Origin of the sequence: Maribacter sp. ACAM166 (genome assembly GCF_005771495.1) — a bacterium.
Taxonomy (GTDB): domain Bacteria; phylum Bacteroidota; class Bacteroidia; order Flavobacteriales; family Flavobacteriaceae; genus Maribacter.
The window spans coordinates 97,802-116,988 of the sequence record NZ_VAUW01000007.1; the positions used below are offsets into that span (position 1 = coordinate 97,802).

The 19,187-nt window shown below is 36.3% G+C and carries 18 protein-coding genes; 7 read left to right on the forward strand and 11 right to left on the reverse strand.

Annotated elements, in window-relative coordinates:
- Positions 1 to 45 precede the first annotated feature (45 nt).
- The 3 genes from ES765_RS07455 to ES765_RS07465 all read left to right on the forward strand — a co-directional run bounded on the left by ES765_RS07455 (position 46) and on the right by ES765_RS07465 (position 6,883).
- Positions 46 to 3,000 carry an amidohydrolase family protein gene (locus ES765_RS07455; protein ID WP_138112794.1) on the forward strand — a complete coding sequence of 985 codons (2,955 nt, stop codon included), beginning with the start codon at positions 46 to 48 and terminating at the stop codon, positions 2,998 to 3,000.
- 45 nt (positions 3,001 to 3,045) lie between these two features.
- Entirely contained in the window at positions 3,046 to 4,338 is a 1,293-nt protein-coding gene (locus ES765_RS07460; protein WP_138112796.1) for an amidohydrolase family protein, read from the forward strand.
- Between the two features lie 145 nt (positions 4,339 to 4,483).
- Complete coding sequence (locus tag ES765_RS07465; protein WP_138112798.1) at positions 4,484 to 6,883, forward strand: penicillin acylase family protein; 2,400 nt, start codon at positions 4,484 to 4,486, stop codon at positions 6,881 to 6,883.
- Between the two features lie 115 nt (positions 6,884 to 6,998).
- Here the strand turns inward: ES765_RS07465 and ES765_RS22675 are convergent, their stop codons facing one another.
- The 11 genes from ES765_RS22675 to ES765_RS07515 form a co-directional block, all read right to left on the reverse strand.
- Entirely contained in the window at positions 6,999 to 7,202 is a 204-nt protein-coding gene (locus ES765_RS22675; protein WP_317131399.1) for a hypothetical protein, read from the reverse strand.
- Between the two features lie 8 nt (positions 7,203 to 7,210).
- Positions 7,211 to 7,402 carry a hypothetical protein gene (locus ES765_RS22680; RefSeq protein WP_317131400.1) on the reverse strand — a complete coding sequence of 64 codons (192 nt, stop codon included), beginning with the start codon at positions 7,400 to 7,402 and terminating at the stop codon, positions 7,211 to 7,213.
- 21 nt (positions 7,403 to 7,423) lie between these two features.
- Entirely contained in the window at positions 7,424 to 8,614 is a 1,191-nt protein-coding gene (locus ES765_RS07475) for a molybdopterin molybdotransferase MoeA (protein ID WP_138112800.1), read from the reverse strand.
- Positions 8,615 to 8,676: 62 nt separating this feature from the next.
- The gene (locus tag ES765_RS07480) at positions 8,677 to 9,453 is read right to left on the reverse strand and encodes a sulfite exporter TauE/SafE family protein (RefSeq protein ID WP_138112802.1); all 777 of its coding nucleotides are present in this window, start codon (positions 9,451 to 9,453) and stop codon (positions 8,677 to 8,679) included.
- Positions 9,437 to 10,510, reverse strand: coding sequence for a HesA/MoeB/ThiF family protein (moeB, locus tag ES765_RS07485; RefSeq protein WP_138112804.1), 1,074 nt, complete (start codon positions 10,508 to 10,510; stop codon positions 9,437 to 9,439). The genes ES765_RS07480 and moeB overlap by 17 nt, the downstream gene beginning before the upstream one ends.
- Entirely contained in the window at positions 10,507 to 11,100 is a 594-nt protein-coding gene (locus ES765_RS07490; protein ID WP_138112806.1) for an NTP transferase domain-containing protein, read from the reverse strand. The genes moeB and ES765_RS07490 overlap by 4 nt, the downstream gene beginning before the upstream one ends.
- Positions 11,084 to 11,560 (reverse strand): cyclic pyranopterin monophosphate synthase MoaC, encoded by a 477-nt coding sequence (moaC, locus tag ES765_RS07495; protein ID WP_317131401.1) that lies wholly within the window; start codon positions 11,558 to 11,560, stop codon positions 11,084 to 11,086. Before moaC ends, ES765_RS07490 begins: the two co-directional genes overlap by 17 nt.
- Positions 11,557 to 12,540 carry a GTP 3',8-cyclase MoaA gene (gene moaA, locus ES765_RS07500; protein WP_138112808.1) on the reverse strand — a complete coding sequence of 328 codons (984 nt, stop codon included), beginning with the start codon at positions 12,538 to 12,540 and terminating at the stop codon, positions 11,557 to 11,559. Before moaA ends, moaC begins: the two co-directional genes overlap by 4 nt.
- A gap of 119 nt (positions 12,541 to 12,659) precedes the next feature.
- Positions 12,660 to 13,076, reverse strand: a complete 417-nt coding sequence (locus ES765_RS07505) for a molybdenum cofactor biosynthesis protein MoaE (RefSeq protein WP_138112810.1) — start codon at positions 13,074 to 13,076, stop codon at positions 12,660 to 12,662.
- On the reverse strand, positions 13,076 to 13,318 hold the full coding sequence (locus tag ES765_RS07510) for a MoaD/ThiS family protein (protein WP_138112812.1): 243 nt from the start codon (positions 13,316 to 13,318) through the stop codon (positions 13,076 to 13,078). Before ES765_RS07510 ends, ES765_RS07505 begins: the two co-directional genes overlap by 1 nt.
- A gap of 97 nt (positions 13,319 to 13,415) precedes the next feature.
- The gene (locus tag ES765_RS07515) at positions 13,416 to 14,213 is read right to left on the reverse strand and encodes a hypothetical protein (RefSeq protein ID WP_138112814.1); all 798 of its coding nucleotides are present in this window, start codon (positions 14,211 to 14,213) and stop codon (positions 13,416 to 13,418) included.
- A 90-nt stretch (positions 14,214 to 14,303) separates the two neighbouring features.
- Between ES765_RS07515 and ES765_RS07520 the strand changes: the two genes are divergently transcribed.
- The 4 genes from ES765_RS07520 to ES765_RS07535 are packed head-to-tail and all read left to right on the forward strand — an operon-like array spanning position 14,304 to position 19,169.
- Entirely contained in the window at positions 14,304 to 15,116 is an 813-nt protein-coding gene (locus ES765_RS07520) for a TrmH family RNA methyltransferase (RefSeq protein ID WP_138112816.1), read from the forward strand.
- A gap of 44 nt (positions 15,117 to 15,160) precedes the next feature.
- Positions 15,161 to 16,393, forward strand: a complete 1,233-nt coding sequence (locus tag ES765_RS07525) for a M48 family metallopeptidase (protein WP_138112818.1) — start codon at positions 15,161 to 15,163, stop codon at positions 16,391 to 16,393.
- Between the two features lie 44 nt (positions 16,394 to 16,437).
- Entirely contained in the window at positions 16,438 to 18,642 is a 2,205-nt protein-coding gene (locus ES765_RS07530; RefSeq protein ID WP_138112820.1) for a RelA/SpoT family protein, read from the forward strand.
- Positions 18,643 to 18,692: 50 nt separating this feature from the next.
- Positions 18,693 to 19,169 carry a Fur family transcriptional regulator gene (locus ES765_RS07535; RefSeq protein ID WP_138112822.1) on the forward strand — a complete coding sequence of 159 codons (477 nt, stop codon included), beginning with the start codon at positions 18,693 to 18,695 and terminating at the stop codon, positions 19,167 to 19,169.
- Positions 19,170 to 19,187 lie beyond the last annotated feature (18 nt).

A 19,187-nucleotide genomic window follows, 5' to 3' on the forward strand; every position in this document is an offset into this window, starting at 1 on the left:
TGTTCATTCCCTGTATTTTTAAAATACTAATTCAAACTAAAAACAATGAAAAAACTAATTTTTGTACTATGCCTACTTTTATGTGGTTCATTTTTAACTGCACAAGAGTATTTTCCGGAAAATGCTGGAGTCAAAGCGAATAATAATAATTACACAGCTTTCACAAATGCAAAAATCTATGTAACTCCTACACAGATAATAAATAAGGGAACCTTATTAATTCAAAATGATAAAATAGTAAATGCTTCAAGCACGATCAACCTACCAAAAAACACTATAGTTATCGATTTGGATGGAAAATCAATTTATCCATCCTTTATAGATGTTTATTCCAAATTTGGGGTAGAACAGCCTAAAAAGAAACCAGGTAGTGGTAGATCTGCACAATACGAACCATCTAGAGAAGGCTATTACTGGAACGATCATATTATGCCAGAAAACAGGGCTATTACCAAATTTAAATATGATGACAAAGAGGCTAAAACTTTGCGTGAAGCAGGTTTTGGTGTCGTAAACTCGCATATTCAAGATGGTATTGCCAGAGGTTCTGGAATATTAATTGCATTAAATGGTCAAGGAACAGATGCCAATCGTATCCTAGATGACCAATCCGCACAATACTTTTCAATGGACAATAGTATTATTAAAGAGCAGTCATACCCAAGTTCCATAATGGGAACATTGGCATTATTACGACAAATGTATAGCGATGCTGCTTGGTATTCAAAAGGTAACTCAACCACTACCGATTTATCTTTAGAAGCTTTAAACGCTAACAAAGGTTTGGTACAGATTTTTGAAGCTAAAGACAAAGGACATGATTTACGAGCGGATAAAATTGGAGATACATATGGTATACAATACACGATTCTGGGTGGCGGAAATGAATTTGAACGCATTGAGGAAATCAAGGCTACCAATGCAAAATTTATTATCCCCATAAATTTTCCAGAAGCTTATGATGTTTCTGACCCGTATGCTGAAGGCTATGTCTCTTTGCAAGATATGAGATTTTGGAACCAAGCCCCTACCAACCCAAAAGTTCTGGCAGAAAATGGAGTTCAGTTTTCATTGACTACCTATGACTTAAAATCGCCCTCAAATTTTAAGGAAAAACTTATGAAGGCTATTGAGTACGGGCTAAATAAAACCAAAGCTTTAGAGGCATTGACTACTGTTCCTGCTCAAATCTTAGGAAAATCAAATGAAATAGGTTCTTTACAGAATGGCACCCTTGCAAACTTCTTAATCACATCTGGAGATTTATTCGACAGCTCCACCACACTTTATGAAAATTGGGTACAGGGTACTAAAAGTGTAATCAACCCTATGGATACTAAAGATATTCGTGGAGATTACAACATTTCATTACTGGGTACAACATATGATATGTCAATTACCGGTGAAGTTTCAAAACCCAAATTAGAGGTAAAGCAAGACACAACGAAACTAACATCTAAATTGACTTATGACAATGATTGGGTCACTTTCTCATTTGCAACAAAAGAAAATGAGAAAACGTATAGAATGACCGGTGCAATCACCGATATAACTGATAATCTTACAGGTCGATTGGTATTACCCGACGGTACCGAATCACAATTTATGGCTACAAAATCTAAAGCATTTGAGCCGAAAGGGGACAATAATGACAAATCCATCGAAACTCCAAAAGTGATGCCTGTCACCTACCCAAATGTAGGTTATGGTTTTGCTGAAAAACCAAAGCAAAAAAATATTTTATTTAAAAATGCTACGGTATGGACGAGTGAAGATGCGGGAATTTTAGAAAACACCGATGTCCTAATCAAAAATGGTAAGATTGCTAAAATTGGAACCAATTTAAGCGCCGGTGGTGCAAAGGTTGTTGATGCCACAGGCAAGCATTTAACTGCGGGAATTATCGATGAACACAGTCATATTGCAGCATTAGCCGTAAACGAATCAGGACAGAATAGTACCGCTGAAGTAAAAATGGAAGATGTAGTTGACCCAGAACATATGGGTATTTATCGTTCACTTGCAGGAGGTGTCACTTCATTACAGTTATTACATGGTTCCGCTAACCCAATTGGTGGTAGGTCTGCTATTTTAAAATTGAAATGGGGTGAAGAAGCTGACGGATTGATTTACGACAATTCGCCAAAGTTCATCAAGTTCGCCTTAGGTGAAAATGTAAAGCAAAGTAACTGGCAAAGCTTTTCACGTTTCCCACAAACTCGTATGGGTGTTGAACAACTTTACATGAACTATTTTCAACGAGCAAAAGAGTACGACACTAAAAAGAAAAGTGGTGAGCCGTATCGTTATGATGAGGAAATGGAAGTTTTGGCAGAAATCATAAACGGTGAACGTTTCATATCATGTCACTCGTATGTGCAGAGCGAAATTAATATGATGATGAAAGTTGCTGAACATTTTGGCTTTAGAATAAATACGTTTACACATATTCTAGAAGGATATAAGGTCGCAGATAAAATGGCAGAGCATGGAGCTGGAGCCGGCACGTTTAGTGATTGGTGGGCGTACAAATATGAAGTAAATGATGCAATCCCTTACAATGCCGCTATAATGCAAAAACAAGGTGTTGTTACGGCAATTAACAGTGATGACAGAGAGATGATTCGACGATTAAACCAAGAAGCTGCTAAAACCATCAAATACGGTGGCATGACCGAATTGGAAGCTTGGAAAATGGTAACTCTCAACCCTGCTAAGTTATTGCATATAGATAATCGCGTAGGAAGCATAAAGGAAGGCAAAGATGCTGATATAGTCTTATGGTCAGGAAATCCGCTTTCAGTATATTCAAAAGCGGAGAAAACTATCATTGAAGGAACTACTTATTTTGATATAGAAGTAGATAAAAAAAACCGTGAAACTATTAAAAAAGAGAGAAATGAATTAGTCACCATGATGTTAAAAGAAAAAAGTGGTGGCAAGAAAACGCAAGAACCAAAGCAAAGTGTAAAAAGAAACTTCACCTGCGAAAGTCTATAATCAGCGTAACAGATGCGAAGTATCACAAAAATTAAAACAATTAAAATGAAAAAATATATAACCTTATTCATTGCCTTCGGTTTTGTCATGCAAGTCATAGCACAACAAACACCAGCGCCTAAACAAACGGAAGCGATTACCATTGAAGGTGCAACTGCCCACTTGGGAAACGGGGAAGTTATAGAAAGCTCGTTAATCATGTTCGAAGATGGTAAACTAACTTTCGTTGGAGATTCTAAAATGAAAATTGCCCGTAGAGGAAAGATAATCGATGCTACTGGAAAGCATGTATATCCAGGTTTTATTGCTCCTGCAAAAACTTTGGGATTAGTTGAAATTGACGCCGTAAGAGCTACAAACGATGATGACGAAATTGGAGATTTAATTCCGCATGTACGAAGTTTAATAGCGTATAATGCTGAATCTAAAGTTGTGGAAAGTATGCGCCCCAACGGAGTGTTATTAGGGCAAATAGCACCCACAGGAGGGCTGATTTCAGGAACCTCATCTATCGTTCAATTTGATGCTTGGAACTGGGAAGATGCAGCGATTAAAGTTGATGATGGTGTACATTTAAACTGGCCAAATACCTTTAGGCAAGGTCGCTCGTGGGCTGGTGAAGAGAGAGGCTACCAACCGAATAAGGAATATACCAAACAGACACAAAACGTAATTGCCTTTTTAAAAAATGCAATGGCTTACGGCAATGCCGCATCTAAAGAAGTGAATCCTACTTTTGCTGCAATGAAAGGTATTTTTGATGGTACACAAAAACTATATGTTTATGCAGATGGTGAAAAGGAAATTATTGATGCAATTAATACTCTAAAAGCAAACGGCACGAAGGAAATCGTATTGGTAGGTGGATATCATGCCTATAAAATTACAGAGTTCTTAAAAAGTAACAATATTCCTGTTTTGGTTCAGTACACCCACAACTTACCTGTTTTTGATGATGATGATTATGACCTACCTTATAAACTTCCAAAATTATTGGTAGATGCAGGTTTATTAGTAGCAATTCAGAATTCCGATGAATCGAACTTTCAAACTAGAAATTTACCTTTCTATGCGGGGCAGGTAGTTCAGCAAGGGCTAGATAAAGAAACTGCAGTGCAGCTTTTGACTGGAAATACCGCTAAAATATTAGGTATTGATGACCTTTATGGTACTTTAGAAAATGGAAAGAGTGCGACCCTTTTCATCTCGGAAGGTGATGCTTTGGATATGGCGGGAAATCAATTGACCCGTGCTTTCATCGACGGTAGGGACATTTCCTTGGAAACTCACCAAACCGAACTTTGGAAAAGGTATATGGGTAAATATGAAGGAAAATAAAATTGATTTATTAATACAACTATAAAACTGTACTTTTAAGCTGATACGTACTGGCTTAAATCAAAAGTTTATAGAATGCTACAAACTAAAAAAGGTCCGGTTCGCTATCGGGCCTTTTTTTATGACCAACCAAATATTAATAACCATGAAGCAATTAATCCTATTAAGTCTACTAGTCATTACATTTTCATGCAAGGAATCAAATACAAAAACTTCGCCTGAGATAACCTTGGAGGGACTTCAAGAACCTGTTGAAATCACAAGGGATAAATGGGGTATCAACCACATTTATGCGAAAAATCAACATGATTTATTTTTTGCACAAGGTTATGCTGCAGCGCAAGACCGACTTTTTCAATTTGAAATATGGCGACGACAAGCTACAGGAACCGTGGCCGAAATATTAGGGGAACGGGAACTTAAGCGTGATATTGGCACCCGACTTTTTAAGTTTAGAGGGGACATGACCACAGAAATGAATCACTATCATAAAGATGGAGCGGAAATCATTACAGCTTATACAAATGGGGTCAATGCCTACATAGAAGAAATTTTAAAAACTCCAGAACTCTTGCCTGTCGAATTTAAAATATTAAATATACAGCCAGAAAAATGGACGCCAGAGGTTGTGATTTCAAGACACCAAGGCCTATTGGGCAATATTGGAGACGAACTACAAATAGGTCGATCGGTGGCAAAATTGGGGGCAAAAACCGTAAAGGATTTATTTTGGTTGCATCCAAAAGACCCATCCTTAGCAATAGACCCAATTATTGACACCACATTATTCGATGATGATATACTCGAGCTCTATAATGCCTATCGTAAAAACGTAAAATTTAAAACTGAGGATATCAGTTCTGCATATAAAAACACCAAAGAAGAAACAGCCTTATTATCACTATCAGAAACCAAATCTGATTCTTTAGGTATTGGCAGTAACAATTGGGTGGTAAATGGAAGTCTTACCGAAGATGGAAATACTTATATGGCCAATGACCCTCATAGAACCATTGCTATTCCTTCTCTACGATATATGACCCATCTAGTAGCACCTGGATGGAACGTTATAGGAGGTGGAGAACCAGAAATACCTGGTATTTCCATAGGTCACAACCAATTTGGATCATGGGGCCTTACCGTTTTTAAAACGGACGGTGAAGATCTTTATGTATATGAACTAAATCCTGAAAATTCGAATCAATATAAGCACCTTGGCCAGTGGAAAGATATGACCCATATTAAGGAAACCATAAAAATTAAAGGTCAAAAGGATAGTATTGTAGATCTTTCTTTTACGCATCATGGGCCTGTTACCTTTACCGATTTGGAGAATAATGTTGCCTATGCTGTACGTTGTGCCTGGCTAGAACCAGGAGGATCTCCATATTTGGCTTCTTTACGCATGGATCAGGCAAGTACTTGGGAAGAATTCAGGGAGGCTTGCAATTATAGTCATATCCCTGGGGAAAATATGGTTTGGGCAGATACAACGGGTACCATTGGGTGGCAGGCAGTTGGAATTGCTCCCATTCGCAAAAATTTTAGCGGACTTGTTCCTGTGCCCGGCGATGGTCGCTTTGAATGGGACGGGTATTTACCCATTATAGAAAAACCCAATGATGTAAATCCTGAAAAAGGATTTTTGGCCACAGCCAATCAAAATGTAACCCCTACAGATTATACAAACTGGGATGCAATAGGATTCTCTTGGGCAGACCCTTATCGTGGTGAGCGTATAGCAGAGGTCTTAGAAAGAGCTAAAAAGATGACCATGGAAGACATGAAGGCACTTCAGACAGATTATTTTTCTATTCCTGCCCGTACATTAGTACCCATGCTTGATGGCATAGCATTTGAGAAAAAGGCCTCGTTAGCCAAAGAAAAGTTAGAAAAGTGGGACTATCATCTTGAAGCCAATTCTATTTCAGCTACCATTTATGTAGAATGGGAAAACCAAATTTTAGATAACGCACATGAAAAATTTGTACCACAGGAAGGAAAAGGCCTTGTACCTGATCTTCAAATGAAAACAGTTCTTGATTGGCTACTACATCCTAATTCTAAATTTGGATCAACCCCAATTTTGAGCAGGAATGATTTCTTGAGCAAAGCATTTAATACCGCCGTAACTAATTTGGAAACTAGACTTGGATCGGATATCAACCAATGGCAATATGGTCAAAAAAATAATAAACACACTTATATGGAACATGCTCTAAGTGGCGTAGTAAATCAGGACACAAGATCCAACCTAGACCTAGGCCCTATAGCTAGAGGCGGGAATGGATATACGGTTGGTTCTACCGGTGGAAATCTAAGACAAACTAGTGGTGCCTCATTTAGGATGATTGTAAATACAGGGGACTGGGATGCTGCCATTGCCACCAATGGCCCTGGGCAATCCGGCAATCCAAATAGTCCATTTTATGATAATCTTTTTGAACCATGGGCTAAGGACGAATACTTTCCGGTGTACTATTCCAAGACTAAAATTGATTCGGTAGCGGTAAGTAAGATAATGATAGTGCCAGTGAGGGAGTGAATAAGTAATATTATTAGTTGTACTAGCTTAAATATTCAATAGATGAGCACTCATTATAATTGATATTGGCTAACGATCAGTATTTTTTGTTCGACTAAACAATGTTTATTTAATATCACTTAGCCAATTTCCAACCTAGGTAGGCCATTGGTATATATGCAACAATCAAATCAAGGGCATTGAACCACATTGGTCCTCCTAACAGTGTAATATTAATCGTTCCGCCAATCAAAAATAATAATCCAACGCTTAACGCCATAAGCATCTTGTTAGTACTCGCTATTTTCGCTGCAACAAAAGCTCCAACCAGCGTACCCATTGCATGTGCTAAAAATGGAAAAAAAAATGCTTAGGTTCAAATAGGTGCATAGTAGCTTTCAAACCTTCCATAGTAGTAATATCCCCTCTCTCCGGTGGTGTAATTACGAATCCACTTATCCTTACGATGCCCATATTAATAATACTTCCCACAACTAATCCGGCAACGATGGCCAAAATATTTTTTAGAATAGGCTTCATATAAATTTATTTAAGGGTTAATTATTTCGTTTTAATAAAGTTAACCAACTCCCCTACCCTATAGATTTCATCTCTAGGTTCTAAACAAATAAACCCATCTGCCTTAGCCAAACTTGTAAGGTCTCCTGAACCATTTTCAGTAACAGAACTTGCCCATAAAGTTCCTTCTTTCCATGTTGTTTTAACTTGAATAAATCGTGTCAATGGAGGTGTTATTTGTAATTCGGCAGCAAGTTTAATATTATGTTCAGTCACGGGTAAACCCCATGAAGTAGTAAGCCATGGCAAAAAGTATAGATGATAATTAGCAAACGTAGAAACGGGATTGCCTGGAAAGGAAAAAACCACTGTCTTTAGCTCTTTATGAATTCCGAACCAAAATGGTTTTCCTGGTCGTTGAGCCACCCTATGAAACACCTTTTCTACTCCTAAAGATTCCATCACTTCTGGAATAAAATCAAACTTTCCTTTAGAGACTCCACCACTCAATAATAGTACATCATTTTTAATTAAAGCGTTTTTAAGTTCACGATGAATGATTTCCTTTTCGTCAATTAAATGAAGTGAAGTAGCCTCAATTGCTGCGACTGACAAAGCTGCTTCTAAGGTAATTGTATTGGATTTTCGAATTTGATGCGGTAACGGAAAAGCATCAACCTCAACCAATTCATTACCCGTAGCTATTGTACATATTTTTGGATTACCTTTTACTGTTACCAGTGAGTTCCCAACCGACGCCATAACACCTATTTCAGCAGGAGTAATTCTAGTACCGGCAGCAAGAATAATAGTTCCTTTTTTTTCATCACTACCTTGGTAATGAATATTTTGACCCTTGGTAACTTTCTCGTTTAATGTCACCTCACCATTTGCAATGGTTATGTGCTCGTACATGATAACCGTATCTGTATTTTCTGGTACAACTGCACCGGTCATCACTTCTAAACAGTTACCGGTATTTTTTAAAATTTGTTGCGGAACACCTGCCGCAGCTTCTCCTTCAATTTTAAACTTATGTCCTGTATTTAATAGTTCTGAAAAGCTGACAGCAATACCGTCTTTAGTAGCACGATTGAAAGGAGGAAAATCACGATCCGCACAAATATCCTCCGCCAAAATTCTATTCAAACTTTTCATAAGAGGAACAACATCTGTTCCTAAGTCTAAAGGATAATCCATTACTTTTTGATATGCTTCCTTGAATGTGATCATGTTGATAAAGATAAAACTAACTTGAAAAAAAGTTAGATACGTACAGGACTAATCCTAAAAAATTAAAAAACACCCAATCCATTTAACAAAAGCACTCTTATTCCTACCATAAATACAAGAAGTGCCGTAACCCTTTTGATACCGTTTGCAGATAATTTTTTTAAGCTGATTCGAATTCCTAATTGACCGCCGAGTAACACCGCAACAACCAAACAAAGGGTCTCCCTCCATGGAAGCACTAAAGAGTCACTAGTCATTAGTCCAAATAATCCAGAAATCGAATTGACCAATATAAAAAAGCTGGCCAAGGCGGCTATTTTAATTGCCTTGTTCCACCGTAAATGATTTAAGACTGGCGCTAAAAATATACCTCCACCAATACCTACTAATCCTGATAAGAAACCAATACCCGCACCTAATACATAGCTTAAATAACTAGAATATTCCTTAGTTTCTTTGTGGTTACTCTTTAAAGTAAACGTTTGTGATACCAAAAAAACGGCCGAAAGTATAAGAGAACTTCCTAAAAACATAAAGAAAACTTCTTCTTTTAATCGAAAAGATGCCCCAATAAACGCCAACGGAATACTTGCAATAACAAAGGGCAGAAAATCCTTCAATTTAGCATGGCCGTTCTTAAAGTATAAATAAGTACTAACCGATACTACTACTACGTTACAGACCAAGGCAATAGAACGTATGGCAAAAAAACTAGTTAAAAAAAGCGTCAATAATGCTAAATAACTAGAGCCACCTCCAAAACCTACGGAAGAATAAAGCGTGGCAATGATAAAAAAACCAACACATAGTAGCGCTAATTGTTCAATTGGTATGAGCATAGGTAACTATATGGTTCATACCGCCCGCAACATTGATAAATTTATTTTGAGGGAAGAGCTCGTTTAACTGAAGTATTGCTTTTTTACTTCGAATTCCAGATTGACATATAACATAAACTGGTGATTTCATATCTACCTCATCAACCCGTTCTATAAGTTCATTTATAGGAATATGTTTAGAACCCTCTAAATGGTTTCTCACATACTCTTTACTTGTTCTAACATCAATCAATTCAATCTTCCCATCAGTATAAAGACTTTGAAAGTCTTTCGCTTCTACTGATTGTATTGGTAGTTCACAATCAAAGTCATAGCTAGTTGCTAAGTTTTTGATTTTTTGATTTTCTAGATTTAAACTTAGTTTCATTCGTTGAAAACGCTGCGTGAGTCCATCGAACAATACTAAAACACCAGACAGCACATCGCCAATTTCAGTAAGTATTTTGATGGTTTCCAAGGCTTGTAAGTTTCCAATTATCCCAGGAAGAATTCCAAGAACTCCATGTTCATTACAATTCGGTACAGCATCGGCATTTGGCATTTCTGGAAATAAACAACGATAGGTTGGGCCGCCCTTATAATTAAACACGCTGACTTGCCCCTCAAACCCATGCAACGCTCCGTAAATAAATGGTTTGTTTAAAAGTACGCAGGCATCATTTATTAAATATCTTGTGGGAAAATTATCTGTAGCATCAACCACTATATCGTATTTAGCTATAATCTCAAGTGCGTTCGAAATGGTTAAAAAAGTTTGATATAGCTCAATATTAGTATCTGAATTCTGTGCTAACAATTGAGTTTTAGCCGCTACTACTTTCGGCACACCAACCATCTTTTCAGTGTAAAGAACTTGACGATGTAAATTTGATAGTGAAACTACATCAGCATCGACAATACCTAGTGTTCCAACTCCCATAGCATTTAAATAGGTCATTACAGGAACACCTAGACCACCAGCACCAACAACCAAAACTTTGGCCGATTTAAGTTTTTGTTGCCCTTCAGGACCGAAACCTTTTAGCGTTGTTTGTCGTTGATATCTATCCTGATTCATAATGCTAATTTTTGTAGTGCTTGCTCATATTCTACCCTCGAATTTGCATTTAAAAGCACCTCCTTGTTTTTTGGAAACACCAAATTCACATCGGCATTTATTAAAAATTTTCTAGGGCATGAACCATTACCTGAATTTAAATAAGTTACAGATTGTTTGAGAGATTCGGGTTCCCAAATAGCACACAATGGTTCTGGTAATGGATTTTCAACGTCGGCGAATGCACTGGCTATTTTATTCAAATTTCTTCCATCAATCAATTGTTGTAATGCATCTTTATCCACCAATGGCAAATCGCAAGCCAATACCAACCAAGCAACTTCTGGATGTTCTGCATGCGCAGATAACAATCCATTATAAGGACCACGATATTCGTCCTTATCGATCATGGTTTCAAACTCTTGCGAGATTCCCTTTTCTTGATCACTTCGAACACTTATAAATGTTCGATTACAGACCCCTTTCAACAAATGATATAAATGCTCTCTTTGCGGCAGTTTGTGATAGGTTATCAATCCTTTATCCTCTCCCATTCTAGTGCTTTTCCCACCGGAAAGCACCAATCCGTATAGTTTAGCGTTTGAAATCATTTTTGCCTCCTGTTTTTTGTTCTAATTGAATGTTCCCTATAATTATATCTTGCGAAAGTGCTTTACACATATCGTAAATGGTAAGCGCTGCTACAGACACTCCTGTCAATGCTTCCATTTCTACACCGGTCTTTTCGTTACATTTTACTGTACAGGAAATCTTAAACTGATTAATATTTGGCTCTATTTCAACATTAATTTTAGAAAGATTGATTTGATGACATAAAGGAATTAATTCTGCGGTTTTCTTTACACCTTGAATACCTGCAATTACAGCTGTTTGTACGATACTTCCCTTTTTACCTACAAAATCTTGGTCCGTTAAAGATTTAAAAACTTCTGCAGGAAAATGTACCGTTCCCGTTGCTATTGCAGTTCGAACCGATGCTTCCTTCTGGGAAACATCGACCATGGTTGCATTACCAGATTCATCTATGTGTGACAATTTTTTCTCCATCATCCACCTATAGAAGTCATTGAGTTACTAAAAACGTCCTTATACTTTTCTTGGGCTTCAAAACCAGTTTTAGCTCTGCTGCCCACAGCCTTCAAAATGGCTGATTTAATATTTTCATCCACACCTTCAGCTCTCATAATATCTCTTAAATTAGCGCTTGCCTTAGCATACAAACAAGTAATGACATCACCTGTTGCCGTAATTCGCAAACGATTACAGCTTCCACAAAATGTTCTACTAAAGGAAGGTATAACACCAAATGTTCCTTTAAAACCTGGAATCTTATAATTTATAGAAGTAGATGTTTTTGGCGATTCTAATTTATAATATGTTGGATGGGCTTCTTTGATATGTTCCAATATAGCTTTGAAATCCCATTTTATAGTTTGAAATTCTTTAGACCCACCATTAAATGGCATTTCCTCTAAAAACCGAACCGACACATTATAGTGTTTAGTCAGTTCTAACATTGGTAGAATATCATCCGTATTCTGACCCTCTAACGCTATGAAATTAATACGAACATTGAACCCTTCAGTAATTAAGCGAATCATATTATTATAGACCACATCATATTGATTACGACGGGTAATACGCTCAAAAGCTTCGCGATTTATGGCATCCATACTCACATTGATATTCTTGATACCCAACTCCTTCAATTCATCAATATGTGGACCTATCAAGGTAGCGTTCGTAGTTACTGAAATATCTTTTAGACCTTCCAATTCTGACAACCTACGAAATAATACCATTAAATCTTTTCTTACAAATGGCTCACCACCGGTAATTCGTATTTTATCAATACCCTGAGAAATTACAATCTCACTTAATTTAACAAGTTCATCAATAGTGAACAGGTTGTCATTTTTAGCAAAACTGATTCCTTCCTCTGGCATACAATAATTACAACGCAGGTTGCAACGATCTGTTACGGCCAACCTTAGGTAATTAATGGTTCTATTATGATTATCTACTAGCATTTATATTATTCAAAAATTAAGTTCAAGTTCAAACAGAATTATTAGTGCTATTTGATTTTTAATATGCATCCAACATTTATTGTACTACATTACCACTTTTTACCTGCAGCCCACCCAACTTATGGATGTGCTGAAACCCATACCGATTTATTCTTGAATTTCTCCTTTTTCCAAATAGGTACGGTTTCCTTAAGCGTATCAATCAGAAACCGACAAGCCTCAAAACATGCATCTCTATGAGCAGAAGAAGCTCCTACTACTACTACAGGCTCCGCCACTCCTTTTTCCCCTACAGCATGTCGCAATACAACTTTGTTTAGGTTCCATTTTTCTATGGCCCTATCCGCTATTTTCTCCATTTCCTTCAAGGCCATGGTTTTATAGGTTTCAAATTCTAAAGCAACCACTTCTTCTTCATTGGTAAACTCACGTACAGTACCCACAAAAACACAGATACCGCCACTTTTTGCGTCGCTTAATTCAGCATACACTTGGGCTGTTTCTATCGTGTCAACTATTTCTATTATCTTTTTCATTAGCCTCCACTTACGGGTGGTATAATTGCAATTTCTTCACTACCATTCAAAGTTACATCATCGGTTGCATATTCGCTATTTACAGCTACTGCCAATGCGTTTAATTTTGAAAACTCTGGATAGGAGTCTACTAGTTGTTTTTTTAAGGCCGCGACCGTTCTAGGTTTGTTCAGCTCTTCCGAAAATATAAGTTCTGAATTACCTACAATGTCTTTAGCTATTCCAAAAAAAAGCACATTCATTTTCATTCTAAATTTGATGAATTTCAAGTTACTTATAAAAAATAAGGTGCCATAAAAATGACACCTTATTTAACTAAATAAAAATATTCATAGGATACTAATCCACAATTAATTTTGCATTTTCTGGATTCGTATAAAAATCTTTTGGTCTTGCTACTTTTGACAAACTGGCATTTTCAAAATCAACCATTTTTGCAGGCTCTTTTATTTCACCGTTTTCTACGACATGCCACGTTATAGCTTGTGGAAGTAATATTTCATTGACTTTCAACCAATCACCATAATTGACCCAGCTTATTTTATCTGAAGGTTCCTTACTAAAGTAAGTCACCGTATAGCCCAGCCATTTCATTTGAAACGTATCAGCATCATAATGCAAATAATATTCGTCTTTTGAAGAAGCTCCAATACCAGAATTATAAGAAATTTTATACCCAGGATACGTTACACCTTCAACTTCAAGCGAAGGTATTTCTTCATAATTAAGTCCCGCATCAGCAAAAACATAGGGCATAGCGTAAAAATAGAACATAAGGTTATGGTAGAACTTAGGCTTCCCTTCATACGTACCCGCTATATCTAATAACCACACATTATCACCATCATATCCTAAACTATAAGTAGGAGTTGAAATTTTATCAGTTCTCCGATAAAGATCTATAATTTGATTTTCAGTAAATTCTGGTTTCATTATATCAAAACTTAGCGTTTTATACGCCTTCCATTTATCCAATCCGCCGTGCGCTTCAAATACCTTAAAAAGATTTTCAGGGTATTTATTCTGGGTTGTTTCCTGTTCCGTTTCCTCAGAAAAATCCATCTTAATTTGTTTCTTTGGTTCTTCTTTACAAGCGAAGACGAGAAAGGTCGTTGCTGCAATTAGCACTTTATTCATATATGGAAATCTTTAGTTTGTTGATTTTGTAGAAACCCGTTAGTCGATAAGTTAAGGTGTACTTAACAGATTAGATTACTTTTGTAACTCATGCATTCAAAAAAACACATCAGCAGCGCACACAACCCTTTAATTAAAAAGGCTTTGTTGCTAAAAGACAAATCTAGGGAGCGAAAGAAAACCGGACTCTTTCTTTTAGAAGGTATGCGCGAACTACAAATTGCAAATCGTGCTCAATACGAAATACTCACAATTTTCTATTGTGATACTATTTTGAAAGATGCCCAGAACAACACCCTTTTACAGTCCTTTTCTGCAGATAAATTAATTTCGGTAAGTACCGAGGTTTACAAAAAAATAGCCCACCGAGATAGTACTGAAGGGGTATTGGCAATTGCCAAAAGTAAAGAACATGAACTTTCTTCTTTCAAGTTTAATGGGCCAAATCCTTTAGTTCTTATTGCGGAAGCTCCTGAGAAACCAGGTAATATTGGCGCCTTATTAAGAACAGCAGATGCCGCCAACCTAGATGCTGTATTTATTGCAAATCCAAAAACAGATCTGTATAACCCCAACATTATACGGTCGAGTGTTGGTTGTGTTTTTTCTAGAAATGTTAAAGTTGGCAGTTCCAAGGAAATAATAGCATTTTTAAAAAAAGACGGATTTCAGTTATACTGTGCTTCCCTATCTGCTTCAAAACCATATACGACAGTAGATTTTAATGGACCAACAGCTATTGTTGTTGGAACCGAAAATTCTGGACTGAGTGAAGAATGGCTCAATAATTCAACCCAGAATATCATCATACCTATGGAAGGTGAAATAGATTCTATGAACGTTTCGGTATCCGCTGCAATACTTATCTTTGAAGCCAAAAGACAGCGAAGCTTAAAGGCTTAACAAACTAATAATCAATTTAAAAGATTATATTTTTAAAATTATATATGGATAAAACACTTGTATTTTATTGTATCCTTATTATTCTCTTTAGTGAATTCATTCTTGCTACCGTATTAAATTACCTCAACGCCAAACGATTCAAAGACCCTATTCCAAAAGACCTTGATGATGTGTATAATGTAGAAGAGTATAAAAAGTCACAGGCTTATAAACATACCAATTACAAATTCGGTATACTAACTTCCGTATTTTCTTTAGTTCTGATTCTAGTATTTTTAATTTTCGGTGGATTTGCTTGGGTTGATCAAGTGGCACAAAATATGACTGATAATATAATTATACAGGCATTGATTTTTTTCGGAATAATAATGATTGGGAGTGACATTTTCAATATTCCATTTTCCTATTACCAGACCTTTGTTATCGAAGAAAAATTTGGTTTCAATAAAACCACACGTAAAACATTTTTAGTAGATAAGTTAAAGCAATGGGCTATGACCGTTGTTATCGGTGGTGGAATTTTATCATTGGTAATATTATTCTTTCAATGGGCGGGTGCTAATTTCTGGCTGTATACATGGGCTCTAGTTATACTTTTTACTTTATTCATGAACTTATTCTACAGCAAACTAATAGTTCCTTTATTCAATAAACAAGAACCATTGGAGTCTGGAAGTTTAAAAGAAAAAATCGAACACTATGCTACCAATGTTGGTTTTGACTTACAGCACATTTTTGTAATTAACGGTTCTAAACGGTCAACAAAAGCCAATGCCTATTTTTCTGGTTTTGGAAAAGAAAAGAGGGTAACGCTTTATGATACACTCATCAATGATCTGGAAGAAGAAGAAATCGTTGCTGTTTTAGCTCATGAAATCGGACATTATAAGCGCAAGCATATAATTTTCAATCTGGCAACATCTATTTTACTTACGGGATTTATGCTGCTACTTTTATCCCTTTTCATTAACCATCCAGAGGTTTCACTAGCTATAGGAGTTGATAGGCCTAGTTTCCACGCTGCATTAATCGGATTTGGTATATTATATAGTCCGGTTTCTGAGATTACCGGTTTATTAATGAACCACTTTTCTAGAAAATTCGAATATCAAGCCGATGATTATGCAAAAGACACTTATGCAGCAATGCCTTTGGTAACTTCCTTAAAAAAACTTTCCAAAAATAGTCTTAGTAATTTGACTCCGCATCCGGCATATGTATTCATGCATTATTCTCACCCGCCACTTATCGATCGCATTCGAAATTTAAAGGCTTAATTTTTGTTGTTCATCGTTAAAGATTACCTTATTTTTAATCTAGTATGACACAGACAGCAATTGAAGAGGAAAATAAGCTTATAGCCCGTGAATATAAGGAACTATTGCGTATTAGTTACCAAACCCTAACGGATGAGGACAAGAAGCTAATACGAAGTGCCTTTGAAGTAGCAGTAGATGCCCATAAGAACCAACGAAGAAAATCTGGTGAGGCCTATATATTTCATCCTATTGCAGTAGCAAAAATTGTAGCCTCTGAAATTGGCCTTGATGCTGTTTCTATAGCCTCTGCACTACTACATGATGTCGTTGAAGACACCGAATACACCTTAGACGATATTGATCGCATTTTTGGTGAAACCGTTGCACGTATTGTTGATGGCCTTACAAAAATATCCCATTTAAAGAAGGATATGAACATCTCCCAGCAGGCGGAGAATTTCAGGAAAATGCTTCTTACCTTAAATGATGACGTACGCGTTATTATAATTAAGATTGCAGATCGGTACCATAATATGCTCACTATGGATTCCATGCCAGAGCATAAACAGGTTAAAATTTCATCTGAAACATTATACATCTACGCTCCTTTAGCACATAGAATTGGACTCTACAATATTAAAAGCGAGCTAGAAGACCTCAGCTTAAAATATACCGAGCCCGAAGTGTATAATTCAATAAAGGATAAAATTGAAGAAAGCAAAGAAGAGCAGCAAGCTTATATTGATGCTTTTGCCGCCACCATTGACAATTCATTAAATAAAGAAGGACTTAATTATATTCTAAAAGGCAGAATGAAATCTATTTTCTCAATGAGAAGAAAAATGATTGCCCAGAATGTAACCTTCGAGGAAATCTATGATAAGTTCGCTATCAGAATTATTTATAAATCCGACACACAAAATGAAAAGTTTCTTGCTTGGAAAATATATTCCATTGTAACCGATCACTTCACTCCTAACCCAGTGCGTTTAAGAGATTGGATATCCTCTCCTAAATCTACTGGCTATGAAGCCTTGCATATTACTGTGATGGGACCCAAAGGAAAATGGGTTGAAGTTCAAATTAGAAGTGAGCGCATGCATGAGATTGCTGAAAAGGGATATGCCGCACATTTCAAGTATAAACATGGTGATCAAAAAGAACAAGGCATTGAAGTCTGGCTAAACAAACTTCAAGAAGCTTTGGAGAATGCAAACACTAATGCTGTAGATTTTGTTGAAGAATTTAAACTCAATCTTTACTCTAAAGAGATTTTTGTATTTACCCCGAAAGGAGAATTAAAATCGTTACCAAAAGGAGCTACTCCATTAGATTTTGCCTTTAATATCCACACCGAAGTCGGTATGCGAACAAGAGGGTCAAAAGTCAATGGAAAATTAGTCCCGTTAAACACAACCTTACAAAGTGGTGATCAGGTAGAAATTATTACTTCTAATCAAGCCAGACCTAACCAAAACTGGTTAGATTATGCTACCACAGCGAGGGCAAGGGCTAAGATTAAATCGGTATTAAGAGAAGAGAAAAAGTCTGTTGCAGATGATGGAAAGGAAATTTTGAGGAGAAAACTTAAATCTCAAAAAATCAGTCTTAATGAAGACTCCATTAATAAAATGGTAACATTTTTCAAGTTAAAAACTAGTTTAGACCTCTTTTATCGTGTAGGCATCAGTTCTATTGACAATACCATGCTCAAAGACTTTGCTTCTTCCTATAACAATGCATTTATTAGTTTTTTCAAAAATCGCATACGCCGAACTCCGGTACCAGAAGATATTAATAGAGATGAAATCACCTCTAAATATGATATGTTGGTTTTCGGCAAGGAAGAGGAAAAATTAGAGTACAAACTTTCCCAATGTTGTAGTCCTATTCCTGGAGATGATGTATTTGGGTTTGTAAGCGTGTCCGAAGGAATTAAAGTACACAAAAAGAACTGTCCAAATGCGATTTCCTTACAATCTAACTATGCCTACCGTATAATTAGCGCTAAATGGATTGATTCTTCTCAACAAGAATATCAGGCCGATATAGAGTTAACAGGTATAGATAATTTAGGTTTAATTAATGATATCACAGCGGTTATATCAGATATTATGCATGTAAATATGCGCAACTTAAACTTTAGTACCGATGGTGGAACCTTTAAAGGAAAAATAACAGTAGTCGTAAAAAACAAGGCCATTCTTAAAAAATTAACCGATAACTTAAAGGAGATTGGAGGCATTGACAAAGTAACCCGTATTTAGAAAAAGTAAATTAAAATTTAACTGTACATTTGTATATTAATGCAGTATTTATGTCTTTGGATAAAAACCAAGAAATTGTAAAAAACGTCTTTACTACCTTTTTAGAGGACAAAGGACATAGAAAAACCCCTGAACGTTACGCTATACTTCAAGAAATTTATGAAAGTGAGGAACATTTCGATATAGAATCACTTTACATTAACATGAAGAATAAAAATTATCGTGTAAGTAGGGCTACGCTATATAATACGATTGAACTTCTGTTAGGTTGCAAGTTGGTGCGCAAACATCAATTCGGCAAGAACCAGGCTCAATATGAAAAATCTTATTTTGATCGACAACATGACCATGTGATTCTTACTGACACCGGCGAAGTAATGGAATTTTGTGACCCGAGAATTCAATCTATCAAAAAAACAATCGAGGAAGTATTTGATATAAAAATCAATGCACATTCCTTATATTTTTACGGTACTAAAAATACTCCTACCAAAGAGGTAGACAACAAAGAAAATAAAGAGAACTAACCAAGTATATAATATTTA

Excerpts from the sequence above, each read along its gene's own strand:
- ES765_RS22675 (WP_317131399.1), bottom strand. The coding sequence starts at position 7,202 with ATGGGTACGCTGGTTGGAGCTTTTGTTGCAGCGAAAATAGCGAGTACT.
- ES765_RS07505 (WP_138112810.1), bottom strand. The coding sequence starts at position 13,076 with ATGAAAAAGATAATAGAAATAGTTGACACGATAGAAACAGCCCAAGTG.
- ES765_RS07520 (WP_138112816.1), top strand. The coding sequence starts at position 14,304 with ATGCATTCAAAAAAACACATCAGCAGCGCACACAACCCTTTAATTAAA.
- ES765_RS07535 (WP_138112822.1), top strand. The coding sequence starts at position 18,693 with ATGTCTTTGGATAAAAACCAAGAAATTGTAAAAAACGTCTTTACTACC.
- ES765_RS07475 (WP_138112800.1), bottom strand. The coding sequence starts at position 8,614 with ATGATCACATTCAAGGAAGCATATCAAAAAGTAATGGATTATCCTTTA.
- moaA (WP_138112808.1), bottom strand. The coding sequence starts at position 12,540 with ATGCTAGTAGATAATCATAATAGAACCATTAATTACCTAAGGTTGGCC.
- ES765_RS07525 (WP_138112818.1), top strand. The coding sequence starts at position 15,161 with ATGGATAAAACACTTGTATTTTATTGTATCCTTATTATTCTCTTTAGT.
- ES765_RS07480 (WP_138112802.1), bottom strand. The coding sequence starts at position 9,453 with ATGCTCATACCAATTGAACAATTAGCGCTACTATGTGTTGGTTTTTTT.
- ES765_RS07490 (WP_138112806.1), bottom strand. The coding sequence starts at position 11,100 with ATGATTTCAAACGCTAAACTATACGGATTGGTGCTTTCCGGTGGGAAA.
- ES765_RS22680 (WP_317131400.1), bottom strand. The coding sequence starts at position 7,402 with ATGAAGCCTATTCTAAAAAATATTTTGGCCATCGTTGCCGGATTAGTT.
- ES765_RS07460 (WP_138112796.1), top strand. The coding sequence starts at position 3,046 with ATGAAAAAATATATAACCTTATTCATTGCCTTCGGTTTTGTCATGCAA.
- ES765_RS07530 (WP_138112820.1), top strand. The coding sequence starts at position 16,438 with ATGACACAGACAGCAATTGAAGAGGAAAATAAGCTTATAGCCCGTGAA.
- ES765_RS07510 (WP_138112812.1), bottom strand. The coding sequence starts at position 13,318 with ATGAATGTGCTTTTTTTTGGAATAGCTAAAGACATTGTAGGTAATTCA.
- moeB (WP_138112804.1), bottom strand. The coding sequence starts at position 10,510 with ATGAATCAGGATAGATATCAACGACAAACAACGCTAAAAGGTTTCGGT.
- moaC (WP_317131401.1), bottom strand. The coding sequence starts at position 11,560 with ATGATGGAGAAAAAATTGTCACACATAGATGAATCTGGTAATGCAACC.
- ES765_RS07515 (WP_138112814.1), bottom strand. The coding sequence starts at position 14,213 with ATGAATAAAGTGCTAATTGCAGCAACGACCTTTCTCGTCTTCGCTTGT.
- ES765_RS07465 (WP_138112798.1), top strand. The coding sequence starts at position 4,484 with ATGAAGCAATTAATCCTATTAAGTCTACTAGTCATTACATTTTCATGC.
- ES765_RS07455 (WP_138112794.1), top strand. The coding sequence starts at position 46 with ATGAAAAAACTAATTTTTGTACTATGCCTACTTTTATGTGGTTCATTT.